Consider the following 17571-nt stretch of genomic DNA (forward strand, 5'->3'; position numbering starts at 1 on the left):
TCAGCGGCGACGCTCGATTTCAAGCCTGTGGCCATATAGTAGTGGCGCTTGTAGCGCAGGTAGCAGACCAGTTCGGTCGCCAGCGCCTCATTCAGCAGGTGGATCACCGTTTCGCGATCGGCCGAATAGCTTTCGGTCACCGCGCCGTTTTCGACATGCTGGCGCGCGCGCTCGCGCAACGTCTGTTTGTCGCTCAATTGCACATGTGTCATCACGGTCTCCTGGGTCTGTGGCGCGCGATATGCGCAGCCGGGTGGTCGTCGCGCCTGTCGGCGTCTTGCTGGGCCCTAAGCTGTGATAGGCAGGAATGCGGAAAGTTTAGCCGCGTCCGTCACGGGGGCGCTCCGGCTTGCCCGGCTCTTCAATGGGCACTGGCTCACCGGGTTCCTTGCGTTCAGGCTCGGGAATCGGGTTTGGTGTCCCGTCATCGCGAGGGTCGGGTTCCGGCATTCTATCACCCATCAACTGAGCGCCTTTATCAACTCGCCCTTGCGCATCTTCGAGCGCCCGCGCACATCACGCTCCTGCGCTTTATGCATCAGTTCGTCGCGGGTCAGGTCAGTAAGCGATGTGCTACCTGAACGGTCGCTGCGTGCCGAGCCTTTGTTGGATGACTTGCCGGAGCGCGCCTCTGCCGCTCGAAGTGCAGAATCCTTGCGGTCGGCTCGCTTGGCTGTCTCGCTTTTTTCTTGCCCCGAACCGCCCTTGCGTTCGCCTCCACCGGATTGTTTGTTGACAGTGGCCCAGGCTCGCGCTTCTGCTTCTTTAGCTGGTACGCCGCGCTCTTCATAGCTGTCTTCGATATGTTCGGCTTTACGTTGTTGTTTATCGGTGTATTTGGATTTCTCACCTCTGGGCATGACGGCGTCCTCCTGGTGGGGTGGCGATGTGGACCTGCTGGCAGTGGCGCCTGGCGATTGCCGCGCTGCCTATTCTGTTTGGTCCGCGTTGCCGGCCTCGAGTTTCACTCGTGTTAGCATTGCCGGCTGGCGCAACCGGCCCGCCGACGGCATGGATGGGACAGCCTCCTCACGCCCCGAGGCGACGCATTGGGTCAGCGCGCGCGCAATAATTTTTTGCTACGCCTTGAGCAGGCGGAACAAAACGCATTTATGCTGGCCTGAACCAAGCGCGCGCCGCGCTATCTCGGCAGCTGCAGACTGATGCGTGTGTCGAGTTTGTGACGAAGGCCGAGCCGGGCGATGAGAATCACCAGGATATCCATGCCTGCCGTTCACGGCAGGCCTTGAACGAGGCGCTAACCAGATGCGAATCCTAGTATGCGGAGCCGGTGGCCAGGTCGGTCACGAATTGGTAAACCGTGCCAGCCGGTACGGTCTCGAAGCGCTCGGCATGACTCGCGACAATCTTGACATCACCGACGCGGGGCGGGTGGCTGACCAGGTTAGTCGGCTCAAGCCCGGGCTTATCATCAATGCGGCCGCTTACACGCATGTCGACAATGCCGAGACGCACAGCGAGAGGGCGTATAGCGTAAACCGCGACGGTGCAGAACGGTTGGCGCATGCGGCTCGTCAAGCGTCCATTCCTCTGCTGCACATCTCCACCGATTATGTGTTTTCCGGTAATGCTCGAACGCCTTACAGTGAAGAAGATGAAGTCGCGCCAACAGGTGTCTATGGCGCTAGCAAGCTGGCGGGCGAAGCGGCCATTCAGGCTGTGCTGGACGAGCATCTTATTTTGCGAACCAGCTGGGTCTATGGGGCGCATGGCGCCAATTTCGTGAAAACCATGCTACGCCTTGGCTGCCAGCGCGATGCCCTGTCAGTGGTTGCCGATCAGTATGGCTGCCCCACTCAGGCTGGTAGCATTGCCGATGCGTTGCTGGAAATGGCGCAGCGTTATGCCCAGAGCGGCATTTTGGCGTGGGGGCTCTATCATTACAGTGGGCGCTCGCCGTGTAGCTGGTTCGACTTCGCCGTGGAGGTTTTCCGTCAGGCGGAAGCCAAGGGCATGCTTGCTGCCCGCCCAAAGGTATCGCCTATCAGCACCGCTCAATACCCCACTCCCGCGCGCCGTCCGGCTTGGTCGGTACTCGATTGCTCGAAGTTCGAGACGACGTTTGGCATCGAAACCCACGACTGGCATGACGACCTTTCCATTGTGCTCGATGCGCTGGCTGAGGCCGCAACTGGTGCAACCGCGGGTACCGCGCAGCACACCCAGGCCTGAGCCTCCGGCGCGGCGATATCAACACTGGGGCGCATCGGCCTGGGTGTGATGTGGTGAGCTGACGCGAGACTCGGGTATTCTGCGCGGTCTTTTGCGGGGCGACCTGAAGTCGCAACGATTGCTGGAGAAACCGCGTGGTAGTGTTTCAGGCAATATTGCCGATCTTCGGCTTGATCGTGCTCGGCTACCTGTTGGGCTGGCGTGGTTGGCTGGCGGGGGAGGCGGCAACTGGGCTCGCCAATATCACCTTCAAACTGTTCATGCCGGCAGTCCTGTTCACCGACATTGCCCGTGCGCAGCTTAGCGACGGCATGTCAGCGACACTGTTATTGGCCTATTTCGGGCCGGCACTCACTGTTTTCATGCTGGTGGCGCTGATCGCCCACCGTCTGCTCGGGCGCGCCTCGCCCCTCGGCTTGACCGCGGCCTACTCGAACAACGTGTTGGTCGGAATTCCTCTGGTGACCACCTTGCTCGGGCCGGCGAGCCTGGTGTACGTGTTCGCCGTTCTGGTGTTTCACAGCCTGGTCCTGTTCTCGCTACAAAGCTTTTACAACGCGTTCGGTGCAGGGCAAAAGGTCAATGCCGCGGGGTTGCTGAAGAATCTGGCCAACCCGCTCATTGTTGGCCTGTTGCTCGGTGCTTTGTCGAATATATCCGGCTGGGACCTGCCGCTGCCGATCTGGCGTGTCGCAGATTGGCTCGCCCAGGCGGCATTGCCGTGCGCGCTGTTGGTGCTGGGCATCAGTCTGTCACGTTATCGGTTGCGGCCTGGCGCCACGGCTCTCGGACTGGCGCTGGTGAAGCTCGCTCTGTTTCCGTTGCTGGTCTGGTTTGTCGGCAGATGGTTGCCGGGCCTCGGTCATGACGCCTTGAGCGTGTTGGTGTTGCTGGCCGCGTGCCCGAGCGGGGTCAACGTGCTGGCCTTCGTGGTCAATCAGGAAGACACCCGCGCGGTCAGCTCGACGGTGTTTCTCTCGACGCTTTTGGCGGCGATCAGTTTGCCGCTGTGGATGCTGCTGCTGTCGAGCTGACTGCGCCGGTCAGGTCTGCTCATCGGTACTACGCCCATGGTGGGCGACGATGTCTTCCAGGCGCAGCCCGGTCAGGCCGTGGATGGTCTTCCAGAGGTAATAGAAGATCGCCATCATCATCACCATGCTCGGGATTGCAATCATCGGATAGCTGAGCAAGGTCATTCGGCCAAGTTCTGCATTGAATGCCTCGCTACCGGCGGGGCTGTTGACGATCCATTTGGCCAGCGCGTAATTCATCAACGAGGAGAAGAAGAAGGTGCCACTGAGAAAGTAGGTGGCGCGCAGCAGTCGCGTCTCGAAGTGAGCGGTTTGTCCGTTGCGCTCAAGTTGCTCATGGACCTTGTCGACGTTCAGCACCTTGGGGTTGTAGAGCAAGGTGCGAATCAACGGAAAGCGAGTGCGGGTGGAGGCCAGCACGGCGACACCAATGATGCCGGGAATCGTCGCTTCCTTGATCGCCAGCCATTTCGGGTCGAGCTGCAGCAAGCCGATGCCGCCGGTAAGCAGCACGCTGATCAGGCCCAGCAGGGCTATCCAGTTGAACGTGCGGTATTTCAGCAGTTCGAACAACCCCCAGCCGAGCGGCAAGGCCAGCGCCAGCAACAGTGCGCCATCCGCGCCGAGGCGGTCTTCGCCGCTGAGTTTCATCAGGATCAGCGATGGGATGACGATGCTGATGGCCAGGTCGATTAAAGGGCGCGGCTTATGCGTGGCCGGTTGCTCGGAGGCGGGTCGGTTGGTGCGGGTAGTGGTCATGTGATCCGATTTCGTCTTGTAAGAGGGCGAATGATCGCGCGGCAAGGCGCGCATAGCCATAGGGCAGTGATGTCGTTTCGTGACTCGCTCAGCGCCTTGCAGGGCCGGTGCGTCGTCGCAGCGACCACTGTCCCGCTTCAAACAGCGCGACTACCAGGATTGCCAGGGCAAGCGGCAGAAGCAGGTAGAACCCCCGGAAAACGATTAGCGCGGCGAGCACGTCAGCCGTAGCCAGCTCCGGCATGGCGGCCAGGAAGGTCACTTCGAGCACCCCGAGTCCACCGGGGGCATGTGATAGCAACGCCAGCGAGAATGAGGCAAGGAATACGCCGAGCACCGCCAGATAGCCAGGATTGCCTGTCTCGGGCAGCGCAAAATAGATGATTGCCGCGGCACAGGCGAGTTCCAGCGGCGCGGCTATCAGCTGTCTCCCGACAATGGGCAGGCGCGGGTAGGTGATTCGCCATTTGCCTAGCTGCATTGGCGGAAAATGTCGCCAGGCGCCGATCACGTAAAGCCCGACAAGGCATAGCAGCGAAGCGCCTATGGCAATCGATAGCCATGGCTCGACATCGATCAGCCTGTTGAGCAAATCCGGTCTGCAGATCAACACGATGCCGCTGGCCAACAGCGTACCAAGGAGAAAGGTCACCGAGCAGAATACGATCAGTACGCCGATTTCGTGAGGCGTCAGTCCTTTGCTGCGGTACGCACGGTAGCGCACGACTGCACCAGAAAACACGGACGCGCCAACATTATGGGCGAGGGCGTAGGTGGTGAACGAGCAGAGCGTGATGAACCACCATGAGATGTGCTTACCCAGGTGAGCGATGGCGATTCGGTCGTACCAGGCCAATGCTACGTAGGCGCCCAGGGTTGCCAGGCCGGCCAGCATCCAGTCATGGGCGCTGATCGCGGCGAGGCTGTCGGTCAGTTCGGTCAGTGAAAGATTACCAATCTCCTGATAGAGCAGATAACCGGACAGCACTACCGCCGTGATGCCCACAAGGGTCCAGGCGACATCGCTCCTCTTGATCATTGCGTGGGCTCCTTGGCGACGGCTCATGCCTCGAAGCGAAGGTTCGGACAATGGTGATGCTGCGTCGCTGAGTCATTCGGCCGGTCTTTTTATCGGCAGCGGACCGGGCGTTTTGTTCATTGTTGGACGAAAGGCACCTGACTGGAGCACGCCTGTAGCCCCGCTAGGCAAGGCCAAAGCCTAGCGATGCGCGGTGGCGGCTCGGCTCCGGGCCCAGTGCTCGATCAGCTCGCGCAGCTGGGCGATATCGACAGGTTTGGCCATGTGCCCATCCATCCCTGCGGCGCGGGCGCGCGCGCGGTGCTCGCTGAGAATATGTGCAGTCAGCGCCACCACCGGCGTCCGCGGCCTGGCCTCGGAGGTTTCCCAAGCGCGCAGCTGTGCAGTTGCCTCGAAGCCGTCCATCACCGGCATCTCACAGTCCATCAGCACCAGGTCGTAGGGGTGCGTCTTGATCAGTGCCAGCGCCTGCGCTCCATTGCTGGCGGTATCCGGGTTGAGGTTGAGCTTGCTCAGCATGCCGCGGATGACCTTGGTGGATATGTTGTTGTCCTCGGCGACCAGGATGCGGAAATCGCCCGGCACCGTAAGCGGAGCGTTGGCTGGGGTCGCCGAGGACGGTGTGATCGCGCTGATGCGGCGCGCAAGCTCGTCCGCCAAGGTGGTTTTCAGGGTGTAGCCGGCCACGGGTTTGGCCAGGATGCGTTTGATGCCAGCGTTGCGCGCGATGATCTTGTTCGGCGCGTTGCTCATTCCGGTCAGCATGATCAACAGGATGTCGTGGTTAAGGCTGAAGTCTTCCTTGATTCTGCTCGCCAGTTGCATGCCCGTCATCCCGGGCATGTCCTGATCAAGCAAAACCACGTCGAAACAGTCGCCTAGGTGCGCCTTGGTTCGCAGTAGCGCCAGCGCCTCTTTGCCTGAGGCAACCGCACTGACCTCCATGCCCCAGCTGCTGCACTGCTGGCCGAGCACTTTCCGGCAGGTATCGTTGTCATCCACCACCAGCAGCCGGGCGCCTTTGAGCTGATTATCCAGATCGCTGGCGGGCCCGGCGATTTCGGCCGCCAGTGGCAGACTCATCCACAGCGTGTTACCGGCAATGCCGCCGGTCTGAATGCCGAACTCGCCATCCATCAGGTGTATCAGCTGTCGGGCGATGATCAAGCCGAGGCGGCCACCATGGCGCGTCGCGGCGAGAAAGTCGCGGCTATCCAACGCAGCGCTGAGCAGGGCATCCCGCTCCTGTGTTTCCAGCGGTCGTCCGCTGTCCTGTACGGTGATGCGCAGGCGGGGCTGGCCCTCGCGGTCATCCACCGCTGCGGTCAGTAACACCTCGCCTTCTTCGGTTTGCTTGAAGGCGTTGTCGAGCAGATTCAATAATGCCTGGCGCAAGCGAGTCGGGTCGCCAGCAACCACATGCGGCATCTGAGGCTGGACAAAGCTGATCAGCTCGACTCGCTGCTGTTCGGCCTTGGCGCGGAAAATGCCGAGGCAATCTTCGATAAGGGCGTTGAGATCAAACTGCACGTCGTCCAGCTCGACCTGTCCGGACTCCAGCTTGGAAATGTCCAGAATCTCGTTGATCAAATTGAGCAACTCGTTGCCGGAGCTGTGAATGGTCTGGACGTAGTCACGTTGTTTGGCTGATAGCGAGGTGCTCAGTAGCAGTTCACTCATGCCAAGCACACCGTTCATCGGAGTACGAATCTCGTGGCTGATCTTTGCCAGGAAGTCCGCTTTGGTCCGCAATTCGGCAATATTAACGGCTTCGGCTGTATGTTGGTTGCGGCTGTCCGACTGAATTTGTCGCTGCCGCTCGAGCAGCGCGAAGCTGAGGATCAACCCAGAGCAGGTCGCCACGCTGAACATGATCCCGGTCAGCCAATCCGGGCCGGATTGATTGAAGCCCAGTAGAACGGGCAGGACGACGAGGACCAGGCCGCCATCGAACAGCAGCATGCCAGCAACCAGCAATCGGGCGGGTTCGTAGCGCTGCCGCCAATGATGAATTGCCACGACGGTAACGGTGACGGCGGTGGCTAGCACCAGCGCATGTATCAACCAGCTGAACCAGAGGTGACCGGTGAACAGTATGGTTGCTCCGAGTGCGCTGACCAGGCCTGTTTCCAGCGCAAGCACCCCGGTTATCCAGGGCACCTTGCGGTTATGGAAGAAGCCATATGTGAAGGCTAGCAAGGAAATACAGCTCAGCAATGCGGCCATATCGGCGATCAGCGGCTGGCTAGAGATCAGCTTGGGCGACCAGACTGCAAGCAGACCCAGATTGGCGATCGCAGAAGTCAGGAGCGCGCCGTGCAGCAAGGCAAGCCATACATGGCTGTAGCTCAAGGTGTAGGCAAAGCGCAGCAGGTTGTAGATGGTCAGCAGGGCCAGGGCACCGAGCAATGCACCAAACAGGTAAGCCGGGCGCGCCAGCCCGGCAAGCCCTATCTCATCCACGGTCCTGAACCAGGCCATGATCGGGTGGGACGATTGCAGGCGGATGTAGGCTTCGCGAGGCGTGTCGTCATTGGCAAGCGAAAACAGATAGGCACGAGTAGGCAGGTGGGGCGACTCGAGAGGCCTGAGTCCGCCTGTTTGAACATGGCGTTCCAGTTGGCCATCGCGCAGCAAGTAAAAATCGAGGTATTGCACGCGTGGCGCGAAGATCCACAACCAGTTCGGATCGACGAACGCCGGAAGGGTCACCTGCAACCAGACGGCGTTATCGCTGGCGGGTGCGGCATAGGCACGGGTGTCGATTCGCTGGAACAGGCTGCGCTGAGCCAGAACCTCATCAAGGGTGAGGAGGCCGGATTGATCGATGAGCAAGCGCCAGTTGGGCTTTGTCGCCGGTAGGGCATCTGGCGATACGGGAAGGGAAGTCGGCTCGCTACTGGCGGCGAATGCAGGCCATGCGACCAGTTCAGCCAACAACAGACTGAAGCCAAAAGCAATGGCGACCCAGAGTCGACGCACGGTTGAGGTCCCTTCATGTGTGTGACGGTGGATTATAACCACCGTACTGGCGCTCAGTGATGTCCGCAGCGACCGATAGGCGCTGCCGTCGCGCACATTGCCGCGATTTCGCGCTTAGCGTTCGCCCTGCTCACGGGCAATTGCACGATAGCCGATGTCATGGCGGTAAAAATGCCCGTCCCAGTCAATACGTGCGGCCAGTGCATAAGCATTTTGCTGAGCTGCGGAGACCGTATCGCCAAGGGCTGTAGCACAGAGCACGCGACCGCCGGCGGTGGTCACCGCTCCGTCCGCCAATACGGTACCGGCATGGAATACCTTGCCCTCCAGTTGAGCAGCAGCATCCAGGCCGCGGATCACGGCGCCTTTGCCGTAATCGCCTGGATAGCCTCCCGCGGCCAGTACTACGCCCAGGCCCGGGCGCGCATCCCACTGCGCCTCGATCTTGTTCAGCGCCTTGGCCAAAGCGGCTTCGACCAGCAGCACCAGGCTCGACTGCAGGCGCAGCATGATCGGCTGGGTTTCCGGATCGCCAAAGCGGCAATTGAATTCGATGACTTTGGGCGCACCGTTGCGGTCGATCATCAAGCCGGCGTAGAGGAAGCCGGTATAGACGTTGCCTTCGGCGGCCATGCCCTTGACGGTCGGCCAGATCACCTCGTCCATTACCCGTTGATGGACTTCGGCGGTTACTACCGGCGCCGGAGAATAAGCGCCCATTCCACCCGTGTTTGGGCCGGTGTCGCCATCGCCGACACGCTTGTGGTCCTGGCTGGTGGCCATTGGCAATACATTGCTGCCATCGACCATGACGATGAAGCTGGCTTCCTCGCCGTCGAGAAATTCTTCGATCACTACCCGCGCGCCCGCATCGCCGAACGCGTTCCCGGAGAGCATGTCGCGCACGGCTTCTTCCGCTTCGGCCAGGGTCGTGGCGACGATCACGCCTTTGCCCGCTGCCAGGCCGTCGGCCTTGATCACAATCGGCGCGCCTTTCTCTTGCAGATAGGCAAGTGCCGGTTGGATGTCGGTGAAATTCCGGTAGTCGGCGGTAGGAATATTGTGACGGGCAAGGAAGTCTTTGGTGAACGCCTTGGAGCCTTCCAGTTGTGCTGCAGCAGCGGTCGGGCCGAAGCAGTCGAGCCCGCGCGAGCGGAACAGGTCGACCACACCTTTGACCAGTGGCGCTTCGGGACCGACGATGGTGAGCTGCACGTTCTGCTCGGCGAAGTCTGCCAGTTGCTCGATGGCGAGTACGTCGATGGCGACATTTTCACATTTCGCTTCAGTGGCCGTGCCGGCATTGCCAGGCGCGACGAACACTTTCTCTACGCGGGGGTCCTGCGCGACCTTCCAGGCCAGGGCATGCTCGCGGCCGCCGCTGCCGATGATCAAAACATTCATAAGTCTCTCCTGCGGAGAGAGCTGCAAGCTGCAAGCTGCAAGCTGCAAGTAAAGGCAGAAACGCTTTTCGCTTGTGGCTTACGGCTTGCGGCTTGCGGCTCGCTGTTAGTGTCTGAAATGGCGCATGCCGGTAAACACCATGGCCATGCCGGCTTCATCGGCGGCGGCAATCACTTCGGCGTCGCGCATCGAACCGCCTGGCTGGATGACCGCGGTAATGCCGGCGCTGGCGGCATTGTCGATGCCATCCCGGAACGGAAAAAACGCATCGCTGGCCATCACCGCACCGGGCACCGGCAGGCCGGCATGCTCGGCCTTGATCGCGGCGATCCGCGCGGAGTTGACCCGGCTCATTTGACCGGCGCCGACCCCGACTGTCTGCCGGTTCTTGGCGTAGACGATGGCATTGGACTTGACGAACTTGGCCACTTTCCAGGCGAATATCAGGTCGTGGATTTCCTGTTCGCTCGGGGCGCGCTGGGTAACGACCTTCAGGTCGGCTTCGCTGATCATGCCAATGTCGCGGCTCTGTACCAAAAGGCCGCCGTTGACGCGCTTGAAGTCCCAGCCCGGTGCACGCTCGGCCGGCCACTGGCCGCATTCGAGCAGGCGTACGTTGGCTTTGCTTGCAAGCACTTGGCGGGCTTCGGCCGATATGCTTGGTGCAATGATCACCTCGACGAACTGCCGTTCGACGATGGCTTTTGCCGTTTCGCCATCCAGCTCCCGGTTGAAGGCGATGATGCCGCCGAATGCCGACTCGCTGTCGGTCGCATAAGCCAGTTCATAGGCCTGACGGATGCCGCCCTCGGCATCCGGAACGACGGCGACGCCGCACGGGTTCGCGTGTTTGACGATTACGCAGGCTGGCTTGACGAAGCTCTTCACGCATTCGAGGGCCGCGTCGGTATCGGCGACGTTGTTGAACGACAATTCCTTGCCCTGCAGCTGGCGGGCGGTGGCAACGCAGGCTTCGTCGGCGGTCTCGACGTAGAAGGCCGCAATCTGATGCGGGTTCTCACCGTAGCGCATGTCCTGCGCCTTGACGAACTGAGTGGTGAAGGTGCGCGGAAGCAGGCTGCGTCCTTCGGTCGAAAGCGTCTCGGTGCTCTGGTCGACGGTCCCCAGGTAATTCGCGATCATGCCGTCATAGGAGGCCGTGTGTTCGAAGGCCTTGAGCGCCAGGTCGAAACGCTGCGCATAGGTCAGGCCGCCGTTTTTCAGGTTGTCGATGACGTGGGCGTAATCGTCGGCGTTGACGACGATGGCGACGTCCTTGTGGTTCTTTGCGGCGCTGCGGACCATGGTCGGGCCGCCGATGTCGATGTTCTCGATGGCGTCCGGCAGCGTACAGCCAGGCTTGGCGACGGTAGCGGCAAAGGGATACAGATTGACTGCGACCAGGTCGATCGGGTGGATGCCATGCTCGGCCATGACTGCGCCATCCAGATCACGGCGGCCAAGGATGCCGCCGTGAATCTTCGGATGCAGTGTCTTGACCCGGCCGTCCATCATCTCCGGAAAACCGGTGTAGTCGGCTACTTCGACGGCGGCGATGTCGTTGTCGCGCAGCAGCTTGAAGGTGCCGCCGGTGGACAGGATCTCGACGCCCAGAGCGACGAGTGCGCGGGCAAAATCAACGACGCCGGTCTTGTCGGACACGCTGATCAGCGCGCGGCGGATGGAAAGGCGGAGGGTTTGATGAGTCATGGCTATTCCATCGAAAGGTAAACAACGCTGGAGGCTGGAGGCTAGACGAGGGTGCCGCTTATTCGTTCAGCCTTCAGCCTCTAGCCTCCAGCGGCTTAAAGAAGGTCATACTGCTTGAGTTTCTTGCGCAGGGTGCCACGGTTCAGGCCCAACAGCTCCGAGGCCTTGGTCTGGTTGCCCTTGACGTAATTCATCACGGTTTCCAGCAGTGGGGCTTCCACCTCGGAAAGCACCAGGTTGTAAACGTCCGTAACGTCCGCGCCTTCCAGGTGCGCGAAATAGTTATGCAACGCCTTCTCCACACTGCCTCGCAAGGTCTGACCTGCTTCGCTCGGCGTATTAAGGTGTTGCTTGAGGTTCACGTTGTCGCTCACGGATGTTGTTCCAGTTAACAAGGTTTCGTTCAACAGCGTCATGCGGCCACCCCTTTTCCTTCCCCCGAGTCAGGGCGTGTACGGCGTTCGGCGAAAAATCCCCGCACGCTGGCGCATTGCGCATCCCTGTCTTCCAAACCATTGAACCGGCCGCGGTATTCCTGCGCGCCGGGTAGTGTTGCCAGGTACCAACTGACGTGCTTGCGGGCGATACGTACACCCATCACATCACCGTAGAACGCATGCAGTGCCTCGAGATGCTGCAGCAGGATACCCTCGACCTCTGCCAGCGCCGCAGGGGCCATCAGCTCGCCTGTCGCGAGGTAGTGGTTGATCTCACGAAAGATCCACGGCCTGCCCTGTGCGGCCCGGCCGATGAGCAGTCCGTCCGCACCCGTCGTGTCGAGCACCAGGCGGGCTTTTTCTGGTGTATCGATGTCGCCATTGGCAAACACCGGTATCGAGACGGCCTGCTTGATCGCCGCGACGGTCTCGTATTCCGCGTCACCTGTGTAGAGATCGGCACGTGTGCGGCCATGAACGGCCAGCGCGGCGATCCCGGATTGCTCGGCGATTCTCGCCACCGCGCGCCCGTTCTTGTTCTGCCTGTCCCACCCGGTACGAATTTTCAGGGTTACCGGCACATCAACCGCAGCGACTACCGCCTCGAGTATTTCCGAGACCAGCTTCTCATCCTTCATCAAGGCCGAGCCGGCGGCCTTGTTGCACACCTTCTTGGCTGGGCAACCCATGTTGATGTCAATAATCTGCGCGCCCAGTTCGACATTGCGAGCGGCTGCTTCGGCCAGCATCTGTGGGTCGCCGCCGGCGATCTGCACCGAGCGTGGTGCTGGATCCCCCTCGTGCAGCAAGCGCAGGCGCGATTTGCGGCTGTTCCACAGGCGCACATCGCTGGTCACCATTTCCGACACCACCATGCCAGCGCCCAGGCGTCGGCATAACTGGCGGAACGGCTGATCGGTCACGCCGGCCATGGGCGCGAGGATCAATCGATTCGGAAGGACGTAGGGGCCGATGCGTACCGCTGACATGAAGAATCCCTGCTTGGAGCCTGCTTGTTAGGTCGATCGGGACAGCAAAAAAGGGTGTGCATAATACCCGCTACGGATGACGGGTTAAAGGCTGTTCTGAACAAAATCTGAACAGCTCCCGGCTTATAACCAGCGGTAGCATGTCGCCCCGAAAAGGGGAAGGCAAAGGCCATTTATCGGCGCAGGGACTGCGGTCGTCAATCGGGGGAGCGAAACGCGAGGCTGTAATTTACTGCCGTAATGCCCGGGTCGAGAATATCCAGCGCAATGTGGACAGGAATCTGCGAAGGCATTTCCCGCTGTCCGGCGAGTTCTCCGGAGAGGTATTCGCCGGGCTTGAATGTGCGCCGGGCCAGTGTCTGGCCCTGAATGTCGGCGAAGCGCACTTCCAGTAGAGGGAAAGGCTGGGCAAAGGGGGCGCGGTTGTAGATGATCGCATCGACCACCAGCGCCCCAGCGAAATCCGGGTGGCTGCGTACCACTAGATTGCTGCTCTTGATCTGACTGATGTCGACTCTGGGCGGCAACTCGCAGCCAAGAGCAGGACAGATCTTCTCCAGCCAGGGACGGTACTCATCTTGTCGCGCGAGCTCGTCGAAGTTATAGGCGGCATACTGCGCGGCTAACCCAAGCAGGGCGATCAGGTTCAATAGGCCCCAACCCAACCAGCGGCCCCAGGGGCGCCGGCGCGCCTGCCAATCGAGTTGCAACGGTTCATCGTCGAGTTCGAGCAGCCGCTCCCCACGGCCATATGCTCGCTCGGTGCTGACTCCGTTTCGGCCCGCCAGCGCAGCCCGCGCACTGTTTTCACCGGAATCGAACGGCTGGTCGGGCAGGGGCTCGGTGCGTCCCGCAGAGTTGAGCTGGCCGATCACGGGATCACTCGTGCTTGCCAGGGGGCTCGGCGGGGCAGGGTGCCCGGCGCTCACTGGGGTGAAGTGGATATCGGCGATATCGGTACCGGGCCCGGCGGTAGGTTCTGGCTCTGCCCTGAGCGGCTCGTTGCGTATTTGGGGCGCTGATTCGGCGCTCAAGAGCTGCTCGGCCCACGCTTCGTCGTCATCGGTTGAATGGTCGGTGTGTTCGCGTTGCTGCTGTTGAGCAGGTTGCGGTTCCAGTTCCAGGAACTCGCGGGGCAGTTCCAGCTCCTGTCGCTCAAGCTTTGCCAGCTCTTCATCAAGATCAAGGCTATCCAGATCCAGATCGTCGTGGATCGAAAACCTGTCGTCTGGATCTGCAGGTTTTTTTCTGGCAGCGCTCGCACGTTTGGCGCGTCGCTGGCGGCGGGGAGGCGAGTGCCATCCGCGCTCGCGTCGCTGTGGCCAGTCATCCCGGCTTCTTGCAGGTAGCGGGCGGCGTTGAAGAGCTCCATGCACGCACCGCACCGCACCACCCCCTGGGCAGCGGCGAGCTGGGTGCGGCTGACGCGGAAGCTGGTCTGGCAATGGGGGCACTGGGTGACGAAGCTGGTCATGCGTGGGTCCGGCTCAAATGGCCGTAGTCTAGCGCATGCACGCCAGTGAGCAGTGGTGGAGTACGGCCGAGTTGATTGCTCGGCCAGAGACTTTCATCACAGCCGACGGGTGCCGGTAATTCGCACCCAGCCGTCCTTGTCCGTTGTCGCGTCAAGCTCGAACTGATCTGCATAGGCGGCACGGACCTCTTCAGCCTGCTCGGCCAATATTCCCGACAGGGCCAGACGGCCGCCTGGCTTGACCCTTTCGATGATGCTCGGTGCCAGAGCCACCAGCGGGCCGGCGAGGATGTTGGCCACGACCACGTCAGACTGACCCGCCGGCAACTGCTCCGGCAGGTAGAGCGGCAAGCGCTCCGGGGCGATGCCGTTGCGCCCGGCATTGTCACGCGATGCTTCCAGCGCCTGCACGTCGATGTCGGTGCCCACCGCTTGCTCGGCCCCTAGGAGCAGGGCGGCGATTGCGAGAATGCCCGATCCGCAGCCAAAATCCAGCACCTGCAGGCCGTCCAGCCGCTGAGCATCCAGCCACTCCAGGCAGAGCGCCGTGGTCGGGTGAGTGCCGGTGCCAAAGGCCAGGCCGGGATCGAGCAATAGATTCACCGCGTCCGGTTCTGGAGCAGCATGCCAGCTCGGCACGATCCACAGGCGGCTGCCGAAACGCATCGGGTGGAAGCTGTCCATCCAGCTGCGTTCCCAATCCTGGTCTTCGATCCGCTCGAACTGGTACTCGGGCAACTCGCCGCCCGTCAGGAGCTGCAAGTGGGCCAGCAGGTTGCTTTCGTCGGTATCGCCTTCGAATAGCGCCAGCAAATGTGTATGCGACCACAGCGGGGTGGTGTTGAGATCGGGCTCGAATATTGGTTGATCTTCGGCGTCCATAAAGGTTACGGACACTGCGCCAACGCCCAATAGTGCGTCTTCGAGGGCTTCTGCCTGTTCCGGTGAGATGGCGAGACGAAGTTGTAGCCAGGGCATAAAAACCTCGTTAAAAACGGCTGAAGGCTGAAGGCTGAAGGCTGGAAGCTGAACGAGACGGCGGCGATACCCGCTTTTCGTTCGACTTCCAGCCTTCAGCGCTTCTATCGTTTTCTAATGGTGTCAGTGCTTGTCCATTCCCAGCTTTTTCTCAAGGTAATGGATGTTCACGCCGCCTTTGCAGAAGGCGTCATCTCGGACCAGCTCCCGGTGCAGCGGGATGTTGGTCTTGATACCGTCGACGACGATTTCGTCCAGAGCGTTGCGCATGCGAGCCATGGCTTCTTCACGCGTCGCGCCGTAGGTGATCAGCTTGCCGATCAGCGAATCGTAGTTCGGTGGCACCGAATAACCGCTGTACAGGTGCGAATCGACCCGCACGCCATTGCCGCCAGGCGCGTGGAAGTGCTTCACCTTGCCGGGGCTGGGCAGGAAGTTCGAGGGATCCTCGGCGTTGATTCGGCATTCCAGAGAGTGCCCGCGAATGACCACATCCTCCTGCTTGATCGACAGTTTGTTGCCGGCAGCGATGCTGAGCATCTCCTTGACGATGTCGATGCCAGTCACCATTTCGGTTACCGGATGCTCCACCTGCACGCGCGTGTTCATCTCGATGAAGTAGAAGCGACCGTCTTCGTAAAGAAACTCGAACGTACCGGCGCCCCGGTAGCCAATCTCGACGCAGGCATCGGTGCAGCGCTTGAGTACTTCGGCACGTGCTTTTTCGTCGATATAGGGGGCAGGCGCTTCTTCCAGGACCTTCTGATGGCGGCGCTGCAGCGAGCAGTCGCGGTCGCCCAGATGCACAGCGTTGCCCTGTCCATCGGACAGCACCTGAACTTCTACGTGGCGCGGATTGCCCAGGAATTTCTCCAGGTAGACCATCGGGTTGCCGAACGCCGCGCCCGCTTCGGTACGGGTCAGCTTGGCCGACTTGATCAGGTCTTCTTCCTGGTGGACCACGCGCATGCCGCGCCCGCCGCCGCCGCCTGCTGCCTTGATGATCACCGGATAGCCGACTTCGCGTGCGATGCGCAGCGCTTCGGTTTCATCTTCCGGTAGTGGCCCCTCGGAACCCGGCACCACAGGCACGCCTGCCTTGATCATGGCTTCCTTGGCCGAGACCTTGTCGCCCATCAGGCGAATGGTTTCCGCTTTAGGACCGACGAAGGCAAAACCGGATTTCTCCACCTGCTCGGCAAAGTCGGCGTTCTCAGCCAGAAAGCCATAGCCGGGATGGATCGCCGTGGCGCCGGTCACTTCTGCGGCGGCAATGATCGAGGGGATGTGCAGGTAGGAGTTGGTGGCGAGGGCCGGGCCGATGCAGACGGACTCGTCGGCCAGGGCCAGGTGCATCAGCTCTCTGTCTGCAGTCGAGTGAACAGCAACGGTCTTGATCCCCAGCTCTTTGCAGGCTCGCAGAATCCGCAGGGCAATTTCACCGCGGTTGGCGATCAGTACTTTTTCCAACATCGCTGGTTCTCCGCGGTTCAAACGATGGTGAACAGCGGCTGGTCGTATTCGACCGGCTGACCATTCTCCGCCAGGATGGATTCGATGGTGCCGCTGGTTTCGGCCTCGATGTGGTTCATCATCTTCATCGCTTCGACGATGCAGAGGATGTCGCCCTTCTTAACGCTCTGGCCAACTTCGACGAAGCTTGCCGATTCCGGTGACGATGCGCGGTAGAAGGTGCCTACCATCGGCGAACGCACCACGGTGCCGTTTAGCTTCGGCTGCACCGGTACGGCGTCGACGGCTGGCGCTGCAGCAGGAGCGGCTGCAGGTGCTGGCATCGGTGCCTGGGCGTAGTAAGGCTGCTGCATTGCCACCTGCTTGCCGTGACGACTGATGCGAACGGACTCTTCGCCTTCGTGTATTTCCAGTTCGTCGATACCGGACTCTTCCAGCAGTTCAATCAGTTTCTTGACTTTGCGAATATCCATGAGGCGGTGACTCCCAAGTAGGTTCAAAGGGCATTGCTGCTCGCTTCTTCGAGGCCGGGCGCGTGGCGCGCGCGGTCCTGTCAGGAAGCAGCGAGTTGTTCCAGGGCGGCCTCCAATGCCAGGCGGTAGCCGCTGGCGCCAAGGCCGCAGATCACCCCTACCGCGATATCCGAGAAGTAGGAGTGATGGCGGAAAGGTTCACGCTTGTGCACGTTGGACAGGTGCACTTCGATGAATGGGATGCTCACGGCCAGCAGCGCGTCACGTAACGCGACGCTGGTATGGGTGAAAGCGGCGGGATTGATCAGGATGAAGTCCACGCCTTCGCTGCGTGCGGCATGGATGCGCTCGATCAGTTCGTACTCGGCATTGGATTGTAGATGCACCAGCTGGTGGCCGGCGTCGCGGGCTCGCTGCTCCAGATCCTGGTTGATCTGAGCCAGTGTCGTGGCGCCATAAACGCCGGGTTCGCGAGTGCCAAGCATATTCAGATTCGGGCCGTGGAGGACCAGAAACGTCGCCATGAGTATTCCTTGTTGTTCTATCCCAACAGCCGCCTGGAGCGCGTTGGTCGGTGAGGGAAAAACTATGCACGAAGCAAGGGTTGACTGTCCAGTCATGTCTTG

The 17571-nt window shown here is 60.9% G+C and carries 14 protein-coding genes and 2 pseudogenes; 2 read left to right on the top strand and 14 right to left on the bottom strand.

What is annotated here, in order from left to right; translation table 11 throughout:
• Both NA637_RS14560 and NA637_RS14565 read right to left on the bottom strand, forming a co-directional pair.
• Positions 1–212: pseudogene (locus tag NA637_RS14560) on the bottom strand (bacterioferritin); the annotation flags it as partial.
• A 249-nt stretch (positions 213–461) separates the two neighbouring features.
• Positions 462–860, bottom strand: a complete 399-nt coding sequence (locus NA637_RS14565; RefSeq protein WP_256073135.1) for a Rho termination factor N-terminal domain-containing protein — start codon at positions 858–860, stop codon at positions 462–464.
• 406 nt (positions 861–1266) lie between these two features.
• On the opposite strand from NA637_RS14565, the gene rfbD reads away from it, so the two are divergent.
• The gene (gene rfbD / locus NA637_RS14570; RefSeq protein WP_256073136.1) at positions 1267–2193 is read left to right on the top strand and encodes a dTDP-4-dehydrorhamnose reductase; all 927 of its coding nucleotides are present in this window, start codon (positions 1267–1269) and stop codon (positions 2191–2193) included.
• Positions 2194–2327: 134 nt separating this feature from the next.
• A complete protein-coding gene (locus NA637_RS14575) occupies positions 2328–3227 on the top strand; it encodes an AEC family transporter (protein WP_256073137.1) in 900 nt (299 codons plus the stop codon).
• Between the two features lie 9 nt (positions 3228–3236).
• On the opposite strand, the gene NA637_RS14580 is transcribed toward NA637_RS14575, so the two are convergent.
• From NA637_RS14580 to aroQ, 12 genes and pseudogenes are all read right to left on the bottom strand, one after another.
• Complete coding sequence (locus tag NA637_RS14580; RefSeq protein ID WP_256073138.1) at positions 3237–3986, bottom strand: VC0807 family protein; 750 nt, start codon at positions 3984–3986, stop codon at positions 3237–3239.
• Positions 3987–4074: 88 nt separating this feature from the next.
• Positions 4075–5025, bottom strand: a complete 951-nt coding sequence (locus tag NA637_RS14585; RefSeq protein ID WP_256073139.1) for a lysylphosphatidylglycerol synthase transmembrane domain-containing protein — start codon at positions 5023–5025, stop codon at positions 4075–4077.
• A 180-nt stretch (positions 5026–5205) separates the two neighbouring features.
• Positions 5206–8007, bottom strand: a complete 2802-nt coding sequence (locus tag NA637_RS14590; RefSeq protein ID WP_336605504.1) for a hybrid sensor histidine kinase/response regulator — start codon at positions 8005–8007, stop codon at positions 5206–5208.
• Between the two features lie 114 nt (positions 8008–8121).
• Positions 8122–9411, bottom strand: a complete 1290-nt coding sequence (purD, locus tag NA637_RS14595) for a phosphoribosylamine--glycine ligase (RefSeq protein ID WP_256073140.1) — start codon at positions 9409–9411, stop codon at positions 8122–8124.
• A 105-nt stretch (positions 9412–9516) separates the two neighbouring features.
• Positions 9517–11121: a bifunctional phosphoribosylaminoimidazolecarboxamide formyltransferase/IMP cyclohydrolase gene (gene purH, locus NA637_RS14600; RefSeq protein ID WP_256073141.1), complete on the bottom strand. Its 1605-nt coding sequence runs from the start codon at positions 11119–11121 to the stop codon at positions 9517–9519.
• 95 nt (positions 11122–11216) lie between these two features.
• Positions 11217–11537: a DNA-binding transcriptional regulator Fis gene (fis, locus tag NA637_RS14605; protein ID WP_021208373.1), complete on the bottom strand. Its 321-nt coding sequence runs from the start codon at positions 11535–11537 to the stop codon at positions 11217–11219.
• A complete protein-coding gene (gene dusB, locus NA637_RS14610; RefSeq protein ID WP_256073142.1) occupies positions 11534–12547 on the bottom strand; it encodes a tRNA dihydrouridine synthase DusB in 1014 nt (337 codons plus the stop codon). The genes fis and dusB overlap by 4 nt, the downstream gene beginning before the upstream one ends.
• Before the next feature lie 197 nt (positions 12548–12744).
• A pseudogene (locus NA637_RS14615) lies at positions 12745–14021 on the bottom strand (DUF3426 domain-containing protein).
• A gap of 96 nt (positions 14022–14117) precedes the next feature.
• Positions 14118–14999, bottom strand: coding sequence for a 50S ribosomal protein L11 methyltransferase (gene prmA, locus NA637_RS14620; RefSeq protein WP_256073143.1), 882 nt, complete (start codon positions 14997–14999; stop codon positions 14118–14120).
• A gap of 123 nt (positions 15000–15122) precedes the next feature.
• On the bottom strand, positions 15123–16472 hold the full coding sequence (gene accC, locus NA637_RS14625) for an acetyl-CoA carboxylase biotin carboxylase subunit (protein WP_256073144.1): 1350 nt from the start codon (positions 16470–16472) through the stop codon (positions 15123–15125).
• Between the two features lie 17 nt (positions 16473–16489).
• Entirely contained in the window at positions 16490–16945 is a 456-nt protein-coding gene (gene accB / locus NA637_RS14630; protein ID WP_256073145.1) for an acetyl-CoA carboxylase biotin carboxyl carrier protein, read from the bottom strand.
• An 80-nt stretch (positions 16946–17025) separates the two neighbouring features.
• Positions 17026–17469, bottom strand: coding sequence for a type II 3-dehydroquinate dehydratase (gene aroQ, locus NA637_RS14635; RefSeq protein WP_256073146.1), 444 nt, complete (start codon positions 17467–17469; stop codon positions 17026–17028).
• Positions 17470–17571 lie beyond the last annotated feature (102 nt).

It is taken from the genome of Stutzerimonas stutzeri (genome assembly GCF_024448935.1).
Taxonomy (GTDB): domain Bacteria; phylum Pseudomonadota; class Gammaproteobacteria; order Pseudomonadales; family Pseudomonadaceae; genus Stutzerimonas; species Stutzerimonas stutzeri_AO.